At 35.4% G+C, this 15,975-nt stretch carries 14 protein-coding genes; 7 read left to right on the top strand and 7 right to left on the bottom strand.

The genetic code is table 11. The features are described from left to right. Both AC1W31_RS13455 and AC1W31_RS13450 read left to right on the top strand, forming a co-directional pair. Window positions 1–1,254: BamA/TamA family outer membrane protein (locus AC1W31_RS13455; protein ID WP_481734977.1), on the top strand; the 1,254-nt coding region annotated here is incomplete at its 5' end. 53 nt (window positions 1,255–1,307) lie between these two features. Further along, on the top strand, window positions 1,308–2,147 hold the full coding sequence (locus AC1W31_RS13450; protein WP_481734976.1) for a sensor histidine kinase: 840 nt from the start codon (window positions 1,308–1,310) through the stop codon (window positions 2,145–2,147). A 6-nt stretch (window positions 2,148–2,153) separates the two neighbouring features. Here AC1W31_RS13450 and AC1W31_RS13445 read toward each other — a convergent pair whose 3' ends face one another. From AC1W31_RS13445 to AC1W31_RS13430, 4 genes are all read right to left on the bottom strand, one after another. Next, the gene (locus AC1W31_RS13445; protein ID WP_481734975.1) at window positions 2,154–3,800 is read right to left on the bottom strand and encodes a sialate O-acetylesterase; all 1,647 of its coding nucleotides are present in this window, start codon (window positions 3,798–3,800) and stop codon (window positions 2,154–2,156) included. Window positions 3,801–4,122: 322 nt separating this feature from the next. Further along, entirely contained in the window at window positions 4,123–4,689 is a 567-nt protein-coding gene (locus AC1W31_RS13440) for a 50S ribosomal protein L25/general stress protein Ctc (protein WP_481734974.1), read from the bottom strand. Window positions 4,690–4,811: 122 nt separating this feature from the next. Next, window positions 4,812–5,753, bottom strand: a complete 942-nt coding sequence (locus tag AC1W31_RS13435; protein WP_481734973.1) for a ribose-phosphate pyrophosphokinase — start codon at window positions 5,751–5,753, stop codon at window positions 4,812–4,814. A gap of 153 nt (window positions 5,754–5,906) precedes the next feature. Then, window positions 5,907–6,791: a bifunctional 5,10-methylenetetrahydrofolate dehydrogenase/5,10-methenyltetrahydrofolate cyclohydrolase gene (locus AC1W31_RS13430; protein ID WP_481734972.1), complete on the bottom strand. Its 885-nt coding sequence runs from the start codon at window positions 6,789–6,791 to the stop codon at window positions 5,907–5,909. A 194-nt stretch (window positions 6,792–6,985) separates the two neighbouring features. On the opposite strand from AC1W31_RS13430, the gene AC1W31_RS13425 reads away from it, so the two are divergent. The 3 genes from AC1W31_RS13425 (at window position 6,986) to AC1W31_RS13415 (ending at window position 9,760) form a co-directional block, all read left to right on the top strand. Then, window positions 6,986–7,750, top strand: coding sequence for a hypothetical protein (locus tag AC1W31_RS13425; RefSeq protein ID WP_481734971.1), 765 nt, complete (start codon window positions 6,986–6,988; stop codon window positions 7,748–7,750). Window positions 7,751–7,789: 39 nt separating this feature from the next. Further along, a complete protein-coding gene (locus AC1W31_RS13420) occupies window positions 7,790–8,689 on the top strand; it encodes a helix-turn-helix domain-containing protein (protein WP_481734970.1) in 900 nt (299 codons plus the stop codon). A gap of 84 nt (window positions 8,690–8,773) precedes the next feature. After that, window positions 8,774–9,760, top strand: a complete 987-nt coding sequence (locus AC1W31_RS13415; protein WP_481734969.1) for an aldo/keto reductase — start codon at window positions 8,774–8,776, stop codon at window positions 9,758–9,760. Between the two features lie 99 nt (window positions 9,761–9,859). Here the strand turns inward: AC1W31_RS13415 and menB are convergent, their stop codons facing one another. Together menB and AC1W31_RS13405 are read right to left on the bottom strand one after the other, a co-directional pair. Continuing rightward, on the bottom strand, window positions 9,860–10,669 hold the full coding sequence (gene menB / locus AC1W31_RS13410; protein WP_481734968.1) for a 1,4-dihydroxy-2-naphthoyl-CoA synthase: 810 nt from the start codon (window positions 10,667–10,669) through the stop codon (window positions 9,860–9,862). Window positions 10,670–10,760: 91 nt separating this feature from the next. Next, a complete protein-coding gene (locus AC1W31_RS13405) occupies window positions 10,761–11,237 on the bottom strand; it encodes a DUF2452 domain-containing protein (RefSeq protein ID WP_481734967.1) in 477 nt (158 codons plus the stop codon). 310 nt (window positions 11,238–11,547) lie between these two features. Here AC1W31_RS13405 and AC1W31_RS13400 point away from each other — a divergent pair, with 310 nt between their 5' ends. Further along, window positions 11,548–12,048: a QcrA and Rieske domain-containing protein gene (locus AC1W31_RS13400; protein ID WP_481734966.1), complete on the top strand. Its 501-nt coding sequence runs from the start codon at window positions 11,548–11,550 to the stop codon at window positions 12,046–12,048. 117 nt (window positions 12,049–12,165) lie between these two features. Then, entirely contained in the window at window positions 12,166–13,233 is a 1,068-nt protein-coding gene (locus tag AC1W31_RS13395) for an AMP-binding protein (RefSeq protein ID WP_481734965.1), read from the top strand. Between the two features lie 47 nt (window positions 13,234–13,280). Here the strand turns inward: AC1W31_RS13395 and AC1W31_RS13390 are convergent, their stop codons facing one another. Further along, window positions 13,281–15,911 carry a DUF5686 and carboxypeptidase regulatory-like domain-containing protein gene (locus AC1W31_RS13390; RefSeq protein ID WP_481734964.1) on the bottom strand — a complete coding sequence of 877 codons (2,631 nt, stop codon included), beginning with the start codon at window positions 15,909–15,911 and terminating at the stop codon, window positions 13,281–13,283. Between the last annotated feature and the right edge of the window lie 64 nt (window positions 15,912–15,975).

The following is a 15,975-nucleotide window of genomic DNA, read 5'->3' as shown; positions in this document are numbered from 1 at the left end:
AACCAAATTGTTTCGATGCCTTTCGAGCCAGAAAAATTCTTAAATTATGATGAAAATTTAACAAAACCTGTAAAATATTTTGGACAAATGGTTTTGCAAGAATCGGGCGAGAATTTGTTGAAAAATGTTCCAAATACACAATTTGAAGTTAAGAAATACAGCAAAGCCAATATTTTCAATCTTTATACATGGGGATTGGTGCTGAATTCTTCGGATGCCAATAACTTGAATTTGGGGCTTGCTTCAAAGGATTTATTAAGTACTACAACAATTTCGGCAGGTTATAACTACAATGCCAACGAAAATCAAGGACAATTTTATACAAATTTGACTTATCAAGGGTGGTATCCTACGTTAAATTTTAATTATACAAATGGCGGTCGTCAAGCTGAATTTTATGTAGATAAAGCAAATCCTTTGGATAGTTTGGTGAGTGATAAATGGAATCAACAGCAAATTGTAGTTGGTGTTGGATTACCGTTAAATTTTACTAAGTCCAAATACATTCAAAATATGAATTTGGGCGTAAATACGGCTTTCACGCAAATTTCGGGGTATGATTTGAAAGATAGAACTACTTCTTTGACTGGTAATGGTAATTTCAATTCCATGATTTACACCTTTGCTTATTCGGCCTTATTGAAACGTGCTATCCGTGATATTGCACCAAAATGGGGATTGACGGCCAATTACTATAAGCGTACATTATTTTCAGGCAGCGGTCTTGATGGTGGTCTTACTTCTTATCAAGCAGCAGCGTACCTTCCTGGCATTTTGAAGCACCATAGTTTGCGACTTCGGTGGGCGTATCAAAACCAAGAAGGTTTTAAAAATACGATTGGAGCGCCTAATAACAATTTATATCTATTCGGAAGCCCCACTTTTTTCCCGAGAGGATACACCTATCGAGGCTTTGAAAATTTGACGACGCTTTCCGTAGAATATCGCTTACCGTTAATTGATCCTGACTGGGCAATTGGAAGATTGTTGTACATCAAAAGGATAAAAGCGAATCTTTTTACGGATAATGGGAATGGATTTACCAATTATAATTGGACGGAAATAAAAGATGGAAAGTTATTGAATTATAGAGGCTCTGATACTAAAAACTACACCTCTTTTGGCGTTGATTTAACGGCTCAATTTCACTTTTTACGCTTCTCTCAACAATTCGAAGCAGGAGTTCGAGCGATTTATTTAACGGATAAAGGTCAATTTCTTATACAACCTTTAATCTTAGATATTGGCTTTTGAGGAATTATTGCTAAGTTTGCCGAAATTATTGTTTGTTCCTTCAATTATCCACTATGCGCTATATTTCCAAAAAAATCTACTGGGTAATTCAATTAACTTGGTGGTTTTTTGCTACCTTTTTTCTACGACTACCCACCACGAAATATTTTAATGACCCAAAAATTTTGTATAGTTATCTGGCACTTAGTTTCTTAATTTGTGTTATTGCTACTCATATTTATGCAAGATTATTTGTTGTAAAAATAAGAACCAGGAAACAAACGGCTTTATTCGCTTTTTTTGGAATAATACTAACAGGGAGCGCTATTTTTTGGGTGGATTATTATTTTGGATTTCAGCGATATCGAAAACCAAGTGAAGGAATCTCATTAGCTAATTATGATTATATTCAATTTCTAATTGAGTCGATTAGGTACGTAGGATTGTGGTTTTTGATATACCATCTTTTAGTTAGTAATTACGAAGCCCAGCATAAGGCACTGGCTTTATCAAAATCCGAAACTGCTCTTAAGACGGCAGAGTTGGCAAATCTTAAAAATCAGTTAAATCCTCATTTTCTTTTCAACGCAATCAATAGCATAAAGGCACTTACGCTCTCAGATCCGCATCTTGCTCGTCATGCGCTCACAGAATTATCGCAATTATTAAGAACCTCCCTAACGATGGGAGATGAACAATTAGTCAGTCTTGAAACAGAAATTAGCTTTGTGAAAGATTATTTATTTCTGGAAAAAATTAGATACGAAACGAGATTAAACTATATTTTTAAAATTGATAAGAATTCATTATCCATAAAAATTCCACCGATGTCATTGCAATTATTAGTTGAAAATGCCATTAAACATGGTATCGGAAAATGTAAAGCTGGTGGTCGCTTCAATTACAATTATTAATCCTATTTAATTTTGAAGTTTAGACGTATTAAATAACCTTATATTTCCTTTTAATTCTATCTTTTTAAATCGTCCCGTTAATCCTGAACTAACAATTACTTCATGGCCAGGAGAAATCGTCACGATGTCTAAAAAAGTTGGAATTCTGTTACATCTCCAAGTCGATTGTTCATGCCATGTTCCAGAGGCAACACTAACAATTGGGATTAAGCCCGAAAAATTACTTGGTATTGAAATTTGTGGAGAAATTAAAATATTGTTATTAGAATCTTTCACTTTTACCCGATACAAACCCGAAGAGGCGGAATAATTGTTAGCATTTGAAAGATTATTAGTTGCCGTAAAATCATTGCTCCATTGCGGTTGCGAATACGAGTTTGACACAGACACTAAAAGACTCGATGAACCATTACAATCACTTGATAAATTAGGCGGTGGAATGGGCAAGTATGGCGTCGAATTTGCAAAAAATGTTGCATTTAGCTTTTGGTTCCAGACACTCGCTAAAATTCGATGCCCATTACCCACAAAATGAATGGAATCGGTAGTTCTTACATTTGGACCAACCAGATTATCCGTAGTAGGGCCTTCAAAGACTTGCGTCGTATAATTAGCTTGCTCATTTCCATTCAAACCAATCACATCGTTTTGAGCATCAATAACGGGTTGCCAAGTGCGAGAATTCGTGATTCCCAAGCCCTTAAATCTACTTGCTTTTGAAACCACCCAAGCTAAATTCGGTTTTCCAGAATGTTCTCGACTTTTGGTTATCACTGTTTTTAAATTAATTCCGTAGGTATCTCTATCAATCGTTTGTAGATTATCTGTTTCTCCTTGATGCCACAAAACGGCTCGTACGCCAAATTGAGCGGCATAGAAATTCATTGCAATCCTTAAATTACCATAAGGCATTCCTCTGGGGAAAGTAAAAAAATTAAAAGGTGTTGCCGTCGAATCATTCGCTGATTCTTTCCAAGCTTGAGAACCCGTTCCCGACCAGCCTCCATTAAAAAAAGCGATTGGCACATTCAATCTTTTTGTTAAAGTATCACCCAAAGCTCCCCAACACCATGCACTTACGCCAAATGGTGAAATATTGAATGTTGAGTCTAAATGAGAAAATTCAGCCCTTGGTAATACAATTGCGCCATAATTTGTGGGATAATTTACGGTATAATTCACAATATTTACTCGATCATCATTTGCCATAGGCCCATAATTTCCTTGGTTTCTCAAGTCGCCATCACCCGTGGCGTTTGATTGTCCAGCAATCAAAAATACCTCACCAACGCCAATTCTTTGAACGGATGAAGTCCCCAATAAAGTTGTACCGAACCAATGTCTTACTTCCAAATCATACCAACCTCCCGACACCTCTAAAGTACCGTAATAATATCCGTTAGATGGATTATTTTGAATAGTCTTCCAATCAGTCGAGACGCCTTGCGTGGGTGTCATAGGGCGTGCAACGGCTCTTGCTTCAATTTTATCAGCAAAGGTTGTATAATTACCGGCGATATAAATAGGGGACTGATTACTATTATCTCTTTGAAAAACTGCTCTATTTGTGGGATAAGAAATGCTGATTTGGGCGTAAATAAAAGTAGTAGGAAAGCATAAAATTAGGATGGTTAGAGATAAAATTAATTTCATAATAATTTAAAGTGAAAAATAGAAAAAGAGAATACTGAAAAGTCTTACCAATACTTATGAAAAGAGATAAGAAACTGTTTTATATTAGTAAAGCTGGGGAAGGGAGTTTTGGAATTTCTACAAAGATACGATTTCATAATAAATTTCACCACTTGAGTGTGTATTATCTAAAATTACTAATTCGGCATTCTATGCTGTATGGTGTTCTCGGATAATTCGATAGTATTTATTCAAATGACTTTGAATATCGACTTTTTAATACAAAAAAATCCTCAAACAGTATTGTTCAAGGATTTTAATCTATCAATTTTTCTGCACAAAATTAGGCAACAATTTTACCTCTTAATGCACGAGGAATTTCAATACTTGCGACTGGAGAAGACATACTATTTAGAATAACTACGTCCGTAACAACTAATCTTGAAACTTTCAAAGTTTGACCTAAATCTAAACCTGTAATATCAGCATTAACAAAATCTGGGATTTTATCAGCCATTCCTTTCAAGGTTACTTTACGCAATTTTTGAACCATTTTACCTCCCTTACGAACGCCTGGAGAATCTCCCACAACCTTCACTGGAACGTCAATTTTTATCTCTTTTCCTGCAACGATTTCCAAGAAATCCACGTGAAGAATCATCTCTGAAACTGGGTGGAACTGTGAGTCTTGAACGATTGCATAGTGAATCTCACCTTCAATATTTAAAATAACCTCTGAAACTTCTGGAGTATAAATTAACTCACGGAAAAGAATCATTGGAACTGCGAAATGGATTTGTTTTTCACCACCGTATAACACACATGGAACAAGTGCTTCATTACGTAAATCTTTGGCAGACTTTGTGCCAAGGGTCTCTCTGTTGTACCCTACTATTTCAATCTTTCTCATTTTTGAGTGATTTGTGTCAATAGCCTGTCGACTTTAATTGGTAATGAACAATTATTAAAATTCAACTTAGCTGTTTTTAAAATTGTTAATTAAAACCTATCTTCTACTGACCGTTAAAAAAATTAATATTTTATAAATAATGAACTGATAGATTCATGGTCACGTATTCTTCCGATGGCTTTGGCAAATAATTCTGCCACAGATAATACTTTAATTTTACCGGATTCTTGTTTTTGAGGAATTGTATCGGTCACCACCAATTCCGTCAAAATAGAATTATTAATATTGTCGTAAGCATTTCCAGATAACACACCGTGCGTTACGATAGCACGTACTGATTTTGCACCGTTATCCATGATTAATTGAGCGGCTTTGCACATGGTTCCACCCGTATCAATCATATCATCCACCAACACTACGTCAGCACCTTCCACATTTCCAATCAACTGCATGGTAGCTATTTCGTTGGCACGCTTACGTTGCTTATCACAAATAACCATTTCAGCATTAAAAAACTTGGCAATATTTCTGGTTCTTACTACACCCCCTACATCAGGAGATGCAAAAAGAATTTTATCCAATCCTAATGATTTTAAATAAGGAACAAAAATGGCCGTTCCTTCTAAGTGATCTACTGGAAAATCAAAAAATCCTTGAATCTGTCCAGCGTGTAAATCAATGGTCATTAATCGGTCAGCACCAGCGGCAGTTAATAAATTTGCCATCAATTTTGCCCCAATTCCAACTCTTGGTTTATCCTTTCTATCCTGTCTTGAATAACCAAAATAAGGAATGACAACGGTCACATAATGGGCAGATGCACGTCTGGCAGCATCAATCATTAGCAACAATTCCATCATGTTATCAGCGGGAGGGAAGGTTGATTGAATCAAAAACACATCACATCCACGTACTGATTCATTGAAACTTGGTGACATTTCACCGTCTGAAAACCGTTGGACTGAACTCTGGCCTAAATCTTTACCAAAATATCGAGCTATTTCGCTGGCTAAATATTTGGAAGAGGACCCGGAGAAAATCTTTACTTGATTGATAGAAGCCATAATTTAAGAGAGATGCGTTTTCTCTCGGATTTCAAATGTTCGTTTCGGTAAATTTTCTGCAAAAGTACAAAAATGCTTCCGTAAAATAAGCATTAAATCTTTGTTTTTTCTCAAATTAAGCAGATTCCCTCAAAACCTCAACTTAGAAAATTGCTATTTTGCGTAAATTATTCCTTTTGAAGAAAGCAAGGTGTTTTTCATCAAAGAAACAATTGTCATTGGACCTACACCCTTTGGAACTGGGGTTATGAATGAGCATTTTAGCGAAACTTCATCAAATTTTACGTCACCTTTTAAGGCGAAACCTGATTTTTTAGAAGCATCTTCTACTCTTGTTAAACCCACATCTATAACGACTGCGCCCTCTTTTACGTATTCGGCAGTGATAAATTCTGCCCGTCCCAAAGCCGTAATTAAAATATCTGCAGTTGAACAAACAGCCGCTAAATCTTTCGTTTTTGAATGGGTTAAGGTTACCGTGCAATTACCGATTTTTGTATTTCTTTGCATCAAAATTGACATGGGAAGTCCCACAATTTGACTTCTACCCACAACCACACAATGTTTACCAGAAGTTTCAATATTATATCTTTCCAACAAATCCAAAACTCCCTGAGGCGTAGCAGAAATAAAGGCAGGAAGTCCTTTGGCCATTCTGCCAATATTGATTGGATGAAAACCGTCAACATCTTTTCGATGGTCTATTGTTTCCATTACTTTATCGGGATTAATGTGATCAGGGAGAGGCAACTGAACAATTAAACCATCCATATCATCATTTTGATTGACTTTTTTTACTTCCTCCAAAAGTTCAGATTCGGTAATGGTTGGTTCAAATCTGAGGAGAGTGGATGTAAAACCTAATTCTTCGCAGGATTTTACCTTATTGGCAACGTATGTTTCTGAAGCACCATTATTACCAACTAAAATTGCAACAAGGTGGGGAGTTTTTCCACCAGATGCTTTTATTTCAGCTAATTCAAGGGCTATTTCTTTTTTTATTTCGTCGGCAGTTGCCTTCCCGTCTATGATTTGCATGGTTGCTTATTTTGGTATTTTTCATGTAAAATTAGGGATTAGGGTTTATGTTATGAGGAAATTGTTGAAATATTTTTGTAAATATGTCCGTAAACATACTATTTGAATTTCGTAAGTATTCGTTTGAAATTTGTTAAATTTTTATCGAATAATCGAATAATTTTGTAGCTTAATACAATATTAAAACCACATTTATGAATTCAATAATTTACTTAATAAAATCAAAAGTTATTCTCCTTTTATTAATTTTGATACATTTAAACTGCTTTTTATTTGCCCAGCAAGCTGATAGCCTTAAAACTAAGGTTCAGGTATCTGGTGCTATTTCGGTTACAAATAATGGTATTTCTATCATTCCTACTTTTATGTTGGGTAAACCCGCCTCAATTTTTGATATCGTAATTCGTCAGAAAAACTTTAGTTTTGAGCCACAATTACGTTTTGCCATTGAAGATGTTAAACCGTGGTCTTTCGTATTTTGGTTGAGATATAAATTGATTCAAACTAAGAAATTCAAAATGAGCATTGGCGCACATCCTGCCGCCGCTTTTTCGAATACGACCGCAATTGTTAATGGTGCTTCAAAAGACCTTATTACGGTTAGGCGTTTTTTTGCAGGCGAGTTGACCCCAACGATGATTTTGTCTAAAAATGTAAGTATTGGCGTGTATTATTTGTATGCTCGTGGACTGGCAGATGCTACGAAAAATACAAATTATGTGGGGTTGATTGGTAATTTTTCAAATATTAAACTGGGTAAAGATTATTATTTTAAAGCCTCTCCTCAATTATATTATTTGCAATTGGACGAAAATGATGGATTTTATGCGACCTCTACTTTCTCGTTCACGAAAAGAAATTTTCCTTTGTCGATTTCTTCTATTCTGAATAAAAAAATGCAATCTACCATCGTGAGTGAGGATTTTGTGTGGAATGTAAGTTTGGTATATTCGTATTAGTAAAATTTAATTATTTGAATTTCGTAATTTATAATTGCTATGGAAAAATCGGAGACTTTAGAGGAATTTTATAAAAGAAAGTTTGATTGGATGCCCGAAAATATTCGTAACGATATTGGGCATTTCAATGTATTTGCCCATGAACACACGGAAGTAGGCAAGGCGAAACCGCTACCCTATAAAAGGCGTGATTTCTATAAAATAATGTTCGTGGTTGGGGAAATTGAAATGAATTATGCTGATAAAGTTATTGCCGTAAAAAAACAAGCACTTTTTTTCTCAAATCCTCAAATTCCCTACAATTGCGAACATTTAGAGAGAATCAAAGAAGGTGTTTATTGTATTTTTAACAGTGATTTTTTTCGCAAATTCGGAGATTTAAGTCAATACTCAGTATTTCAACCTACTGGCAATCACGTTTTTGAATTGACCGATGAACAAGCTGAACAAGTGAGCGTTATTTATCAAAAAATGAACGCTGAAATTAAGTCTGATTACATTCATAAATATGATGTTTTGCGGAACTTGGTCTTTGAATTGCTTCATTTTGCGATGAAAATGCAACCTGCTTCTGCGCATGGAAAGGCGGTGCTAAATGCTTCTCAGCGAATTTCTGCCTTATTTTTAGAGCTTTTAGAACGTCAATTTCCGATTGATGAAAATCACCTAAGCATAACACTTCGTTCCGCTTCCGATTTTGCGAATCAGTTAAATGTTCACGTAAACCATTTGAATCGTGCAGCGAAAGAAACTACGCTCAAAACTTCTACCCAACTTATCGCTGACCGTATCCTTCAAGAAGCTAAAATAATGCTTAAACATAGTCAATGGAATGTTTCGGAAATTGCCTTTGCTTTGGGTTTTACGGAGGTAACTCATTTTAATAATTTCTTCAAAAAACACCTCGAAATGAGTCCTTCTAAATTTAGAAATATTTGAAATTCGTAAGTATTTGTTTGCTTTTCGTTAGTTGAAAATTGAACCTTTAAGTAATTTTGTATTAAGATTTAAAACTTCAAAAATATGAAAAAAAGAACGTTAGGAAGTCGTGGATTGGAAGTCTCTGCACTGGGACTTGGTTGCATGGGGATGAGTTTTGGCTATGGACCAGCGGGTGAAAAAAGTGAAATGATTAAAGTGATTCGTGCTGCAGTTGAACAAGGAATTACTTTTTTTGATACGGCCGAAGTTTATGGGCCTTATACCAACGAGTTGTTGTTGGGAGAAGCCCTTGAACCTTTTAAGAATGAAACAATAATTGCTACCAAATTTGGCTTCAATTTCGTAGATGGAAAAATGGCAGGCTTAAATAGTCGTCCTGAAAATATCAGAAAAGTAGCGGAGGAATCTTTGAAAAGACTCAAAATTGACGTGATTGACATTTTCTATCAACATCGTGTTGATCCAAATGTTCCAATTGAAGAAGTGGCAGGAACGGTGAAAGACTTGATGCAAGAAGGAAAAGTTAAACATTTTGGACTTTCGGAAGCTGGAGCGAGTACCATTCGTAAAGCTCATGCGGTTCAACCAGTAACTGCCTTGCAAAGTGAATATTCTCTTTGGACTCGTCAACACGAGAAAGAAATTATCCCAACCATTGAAGAATTAGGCATCGGTTTGGTAGCGTATAGTCCACTCGGTAAAGGTTTTTTGACTGGTAAAATTGATGCAAATACAACCTTTGTCGAAGGAGATATTCGTAATACTTTACCAAGATACACGGAGGATGCACGAAATGCCAATAAAGCATTATTAGATATTCTTGAACGTTTTGCTCAACAAAAAAATGCCACGAATGCGCAAATTGCTTTGGCGTGGGTATTGGCTCAAAAACCATGGATTGTACCAATTCCTGGCACTACGAAATTACACCGTCTGACGGAAAATAACGAAGCTGTATTAATCGAATTTACTGCACAGGAATTGCAAGAAATTGAAATGGCTTCTGCACAAATTGAAATTGTGGGTAATCGTTATACTGAGGCAATGGAGAAATCTACGGGACTGTAATTTATTCACGTAATTATTCATCGTACAACCACTGACAGTGGCTTTTTGCCCTGTCAGCGGTTATTTTTTAGTTTTGACAAATAGTACTATAATTGGCCATCAAGGGAACTTCGGAAATTTGCTAAAATCAGGTTTGCGTTTTTCGATAAAAGCATTTCTACCTTCTTTAGCTTCTTCCGATAAATAATAAAGTAATGTTGCATTGCCAGCCAATTCTTGAATTCCTGCTTGTCCGTCTAATTCAGCATTAAACGAAGATTTTAACAAACGAAGTGCTAATGGACTTTTCTGTAATATCTTTTTACACCATTCAATTGTTGTTTCTTCCAATTTATCTAAAGGCACAACTTTATTGACTAAACCCATATCTAAAGCTTCTTGTGCATCATATTGGTCACACAAAAACCAGATTTCACGGGCTTTTTTCTGTCCAACTACACGAGCCAAATAAGACGCACCAAAACCACCATCAAACGAACCAACATTTGGTCCTGTTTGTCCAAAACGGGCATTGTCAGCCGCAATTGAAAGGTCGCAAACAACGTGCAGCACGTGTCCTCCACCGATTGCCCAACCTGCTACCATAGCAATTACAGGTTTTGGAATTGAACGAATTTGTTTTTGTAAATCCAACACATTTAATCTCGGAACTGTATCCTCACCCACGTATCCACCGTGTCCTCGAACTGATTGATCACCCCCCGAACAAAAGGCTTTACCACCTTCGCCAGTCAATACGATTACACCAATGTTTTCAGTATCACGACAAATATTCATGGCATCAATCATTTCTTTTACCGTCAATGGCGTAAAAGCATTATGCACCTGCGGACGATTGATTGATATTTTGGCGATTCCTTCGTGAAACGTAAATAAAATTTCTTTGTACTCTTTAATGGTTTCCCACATAATTTGTTGAGTTTTGCGCTCTAAAGCGTGTGCAATTAGCTTAAAGCAATGACTATTATTTGGTTAATTTTTACTTTTGATTCTCTCAAAATCAATCTTTCTCAGGAGCAGCATCACTTTTATAAGCCTCCTCATTGTATTCAACATCCCAAGTGTGGTCTGCCAAAAGCAGACATTTCGCTAAAAAACGGCTGTATTTAAAAGAGCGCCCCCACTCGTTTGGAGCTACTAACGAAAGCAAATCTTCACCAGTATCACGCTCATACATATAATAGGTTTCGTTTATGATTGGTTCAAAACCCATGGCTGCATCATAAATTCTTTCCGAAATTTCTTTCCGTTGAGCCAATAATTTCGCTTGACGAGCCAAAACTTCCATTTGTTCATACAACTGGTTCATTTGGCGGTCGGTTTGTTGACGCATCGCCGTGATAGAGCGCCCCTTGGTCTTGCCCATATCTTCTGGACGGATGACGGCACCTCCCGCTGTGTGTGCATAAGGAAGTAAACCAGGATTTTCTGCTACTTTATCTTTATTAATTGGATTTAAAAATGCTTCTTCTGCCATGTTTTTAATAAATAAAAAAAATAAATTATCTTACAAAAGTAATTTATATAGATATTTTAATTAGTGAATAAATGAAAAATAGATATTTGAGTTATTTTTTCAGAATATATTTAGAAAGTATATCTTTTTGAAACAATATTTTTATTTAAAACCGAAAATTAATTTGAAACTCTTCCCACATAAACAATGCAAGAGAATCTTTGTTCAATAGAAAATGCAAAAATACAAATAACTGACGCAACCTTCCAATCAAATAATTAGTATTGAATGTAAAATCAGAATCCTTAACAGCAAATAAACTCTTTTAATTATGGAACGTAAAGAATTTCTAAATCTTGTTGGAATAAGTGTAGGAGCAATTATCCTTCAAAACTGTATGTCAGGCTGTTCAAAAACTGCTGATCCAGCCCCAGCAGTGACTCCCCCTGTGACACCGCCAACCACTGGCACGGGGACTCCTGCTGTCTCTGGATTGACCGGAAATAATTCATTGGCAAAAGGTAAAATTGACTTTTCTGCCGATTTGACGAAAAGCGATTTTGAAACCTTGAAAACAAATGGTAAAGCGCTTGTTTCGGGCGATGTTATCATCGCAAGAACTAAAACTGGTGATTTTATCGTGGTTGAAAAAGCCTGCACCCATGAGGGCACAACCATTGACTTTGTCTCTGATACCACCACGTTCAAATGTCCTAATCATGGTTCCGTTTTCGATGCAAGTGGTAGTGTATCCGTTGGGCCTGCCGCCAAAGCCTTGAAAAAATATAACACAACTTTTGATGCTACCAATAATATCTTAAAGGTTTCATAAATACATTTCATCAAAAATGAACATCCATTGAAAATGCCGAATAAAGGTGTTTTCTTTGGGTGTTTTTTTGTGACTTTGAAAATCACAAAAAATTAGATGATTGAATCTGAAATATTTATGATGCAAATAGAAAACTTCCAAAATTTACCACTTCCAACTTCAGAATATGAACAAAAAGTGAGTGATTTCTGTCAAAAATGGCTCGCTGGACAAGCCGAATTTACGATAAAAACTTCAGGCTCAACGGGTGAACCCAAACCCATTATTTTGACCCGAACTCAGATCGTGGCAAGTGCTAAATTTACAGGTAAAACTTTTGGGCTTACAACTGGAGATAGAGCCTTAGTTTGCCTAAATGTCGATTACATCGCAGGGATGATGATGCTGGTTCGGGGCATGGAATTGGATTTGAAACTTACCATCATTGAACCCCTTGGAAATCCTTTTGCAAATATAAAAAATCAATATTTTGACTTTCTGGCGTTTGTGCCTTTGCAGTTACAAAATTTGGTAGAAAATGAAAAAAATCATGAAATTCTAAATTCAGCAAAAGCAATAATTGTTGGCGGGGCAGCAGTAAATGAGGTTTTAGAAAATCAATTGCAAAAAATAAAAGCGCCAGTTTATAGTACCTACGGCATGACAGAAACCGTTTCGCACATTGCCGTGAAAAGATTAAACGGAATAAATAAAAGTGAGAATTTTCAAGTGTTAACGGGCGTAAAAATAGGAATTGATGACAGAAATTGTTTAAATATTATTGCCGAAGCAAGTAATAACGAACTGATTCAAACCAATGATATTGTTGAGATTTTGAATGAAAATGAGTTTAAATTAATTGGGCGATTTGATAATATTATTAATAGCGGAGGAGTTAAAATTCAGTTAGAAAAAGTAGAAAAAATAATTGAAAATGAAGTAAAAATAATGAGCCCAAAACGCTTTTTTACGTTTGGAATCCCCGATGATAAATTAGGACAAAAATTGATATTATTTATTGAAGGTGAGGAAGTGCCAAATGAGATAAAAGAAACATTTCTAAAAAATATTCAAGCTATTTTATCAAAATATGAGGTTCCGAAAGAAATTTATTTTGTAAAATATTTCGTTGAAACTCCTACGGGTAAAGTTGATAAGAAAAAAACTTTGGCACACGGATTAAACGGATTAGAAACGTATTTTTAATTTTTTATCCGTGTCTAATAATCCGTTTAATCCGTGTGCCATAAAAATTACCGATTCAATTTCACCCTCAAAACCGTCGAACCATGTTGTCCATTCACAAAATTGCCAACAACTTCTAATCCCAATAATTTTCCGATGCCAGAAATACCGTATCCAACTTCTAAATAATTGAAATTTTGATTGGGGACGTTTAAATAGTTAGCAAATATTGATTCTTTTAGACCGTAAATTCTCAATGGGGTTATTTGAGTAATCAGAAATTTCTGAAAATCGTTGGCAGCGAAAACTTCTAAATAATTTCCTTTGGTACTGTGCGCATAATAGTCCAAATTTCTGAAAGCATTGAAACTAAAAGATCTGATAATCGTCAGATTTCCGTTGAAATGGCGAAAATCAGAGAAATAGATTGGATCTTTTAAGTAGCCGCCATAATTGGCTAAAATGTGTAAATCACCAATTTTTTCTAACTCAAAAATTTGCTCATAACTGGCTTGTAATCTTGAATAATTACCGTCAGAAAGCAATCCGTTGGTGCTTTTAATTCTGAAATTTGGATTGCCTTTATTGATAGCATATTCACGTCCATTAAATTCACCTTTTTTGGCAAATGGCCGAAAAGTTAACTCAAAATCAACGGTTAAAACCTCAGGATTTACAAATCTTTTATCGTTCAATTCAATAACATTGGGTTGATTGGAAGAAAAATCTTTGTCTTTTGTATTAATCCAAGGTTTAAAATTGCTCAGATTTTGAAGTTCTTTTTTCTGAGCATATTCAAGTCCCAAAATCCCAACAAATAAAGGCGAAAATCTTTTCCGATAATCCATTGAAATAAAATCTTTTTGATAGATTTTCAAGTAATTTTCCTCCCCAAGCATCGTATAGACGGTATTTGTGAAAGTCGAAATAGGATTATTGGGATTAAATTGCTGAATATTTCTACCCGCTTTTAACTCAATTGAACGATTCTTTTTTATTTGAAAATCAAAATATCCGACATCAAAGTTTAGGGCTTTTCTACCGATTGCATATTTTAAATCGCCAAAAAGAGAAGTTCTATTTATTAATTTATTACGAGTATCATATTTTATGCTTCCTTGTAAATAATAGCCATCCACTGTGTTTACAAAATCCATAAATGGAATTTGAGCGAGTGGCGAAGTATACGTCAACGAACGTGGATAAAAACTGTATAAATCATCTCTTTTGCCATAATTATACGTTTTTCCAGAAATTAAATGGCCAATTTTGAAGACAGGTAAATTCTTGATGGAATCCTTTTTGTATTGCCCTTCATTTGCCTTCGTGATGCTGTCAGCCTGTGCGTAGCCTTTAATTTCGTATTCTGTTAAAGGCACTTGGCGTTCTTCATTCCAAAAATCGGGGGTTCTTTTTTTGAATAATGTATCGACTTCAATGCTGTAAGAACGCACCAAAGCCACATCTTCACCCTTTGATTTTCTTTCTTTTTTATCTTCTTTTTCCGCTGATTTCAAAAACTTCTCTAATTGTTTTCGAGTAATTTCCTTCTGTTTGAGGGACGTTTTTGCATTCACTTTCTCACTTTTTAACGCAATTGCCTGCGCCTTGTCAATTTTTTCATCAATGACAACGGGTTTTTGGTGGTATTTTTCATTGATAGAAACGGCATAATTTCGAACATTGGTTACGTAATTAAAGAAACCATTGAACCCAAAAGCATCAAAATCCGACCGGAAGGAATAACTCACTGGAAGCCAAACTTCTTTGAAAGGGGAATAAATAATTTTTATGGAGTTGGCTGTATTGTCGTCTTTAAATTTCAAATCTAAACTGTGGATGTACCAAGAATCTTCAATGATATTAATTACGCCATTAAAAACGTTTTCGCCCTCAGCTTTTGGAATTACTCGTATTTTGTTTACCGTTTGTCCATTCTCATTAAAATCTCCTTCGTATTTGAATTTATAATAGGCTAATGCTGAAGGAGATAGCGGTGAAATCATGTCTCCAAATGATTTTGGACTATAAAAACTCGTTCGGGCAACGGTTATAAAATTGGCACCTTGATCTTGTAATTTTTTTGGTAAATTATTTCTGGCAGAAACTACTTTTTCCTTTACATTGGAAGGTTGTTTAAAATTTATATCGTTGATAGATTCAATTACATACGTTTGTCCAATTTTTAATCCTGTCTCTTTTTCGATTTTTTTACCCGCCAACATTTTCATCAATCCTGAAACTTCGTTCACTTTTGCCGTTCCTTTCACATAGGTTCGGGCGGTGTAAGCATCTAATTCTAAAATTTTGAAACGTGCCATCGAAATTGCTTTTCGCATAATCGTATAAGCAGGGTCTTCGGCTTTTGCGGAGAATCGAACTTCATTTAAAGCAACCGATTGTTCTTCCAAAATGGCATCAAAAACGAGATAATCGCTACCAATTTCGACGGTTTTTTCTAACGTTTTGTGACTTAAATATTGGAAAATTAGCGTATACGAACCTTTTTCTAAGGATAATTCATAAGCTCCATCGTCGTTTGCCATGGTTCCCCTTGAGGACCCTTTGATAATTATAGAAGCAAAAGAAAGCCTTTCTCCTTTAGTATTTTTAATGGTACCTTTAACGCCACCCGCAAAAATAGAAAAAGGAATAAGTAGCAATATGAAGATTGATAAGATGTGAGCTTTGTTTAGCATGAGTCGAAAGGTTATTCGTATGAAATTTATGTTTAAAGTAGATGCAATGACAGTTGAAAAGGTT

The organism is Arcicella sp. (assembly GCF_964672035.1).
The sequence above is the reverse complement of the archived record's forward strand: the minus strand, read 5'-3'. Positions and strand labels throughout refer to the sequence as shown.

Coding starts and splice junctions, on each gene's coding strand:
- AC1W31_RS13450 (WP_481734976.1), top strand. CDS start 1,308: ATGCGCTATATTTCCAAAAAAATCTACTGGGTAATTCAATTAACTTGG.
- AC1W31_RS13445 (WP_481734975.1), bottom strand. CDS start 3,800: ATGAAATTAATTTTATCTCTAACCATCCTAATTTTATGCTTTCCTACT.
- AC1W31_RS13440 (WP_481734974.1), bottom strand. CDS start 4,689: ATGAGAAAGATTGAAATAGTAGGGTACAACAGAGAGACCCTTGGCACA.
- AC1W31_RS13435 (WP_481734973.1), bottom strand. CDS start 5,753: ATGGCTTCTATCAATCAAGTAAAGATTTTCTCCGGGTCCTCTTCCAAA.
- AC1W31_RS13430 (WP_481734972.1), bottom strand. CDS start 6,791: ATGCAAATCATAGACGGGAAGGCAACTGCCGACGAAATAAAAAAAGAA.
- AC1W31_RS13425 (WP_481734971.1), top strand. CDS start 6,986: ATGAATTCAATAATTTACTTAATAAAATCAAAAGTTATTCTCCTTTTA.
- AC1W31_RS13420 (WP_481734970.1), top strand. CDS start 7,790: ATGGAAAAATCGGAGACTTTAGAGGAATTTTATAAAAGAAAGTTTGAT.
- AC1W31_RS13415 (WP_481734969.1), top strand. CDS start 8,774: ATGAAAAAAAGAACGTTAGGAAGTCGTGGATTGGAAGTCTCTGCACTG.
- menB (WP_481734968.1), bottom strand. CDS start 10,669: ATGTGGGAAACCATTAAAGAGTACAAAGAAATTTTATTTACGTTTCAC.
- AC1W31_RS13405 (WP_481734967.1), bottom strand. CDS start 11,237: ATGGCAGAAGAAGCATTTTTAAATCCAATTAATAAAGATAAAGTAGCA.
- AC1W31_RS13400 (WP_481734966.1), top strand. CDS start 11,548: ATGGAACGTAAAGAATTTCTAAATCTTGTTGGAATAAGTGTAGGAGCA.
- AC1W31_RS13395 (WP_481734965.1), top strand. CDS start 12,166: ATGATGCAAATAGAAAACTTCCAAAATTTACCACTTCCAACTTCAGAA.
- AC1W31_RS13390 (WP_481734964.1), bottom strand. CDS start 15,911: ATGCTAAACAAAGCTCACATCTTATCAATCTTCATATTGCTACTTATT.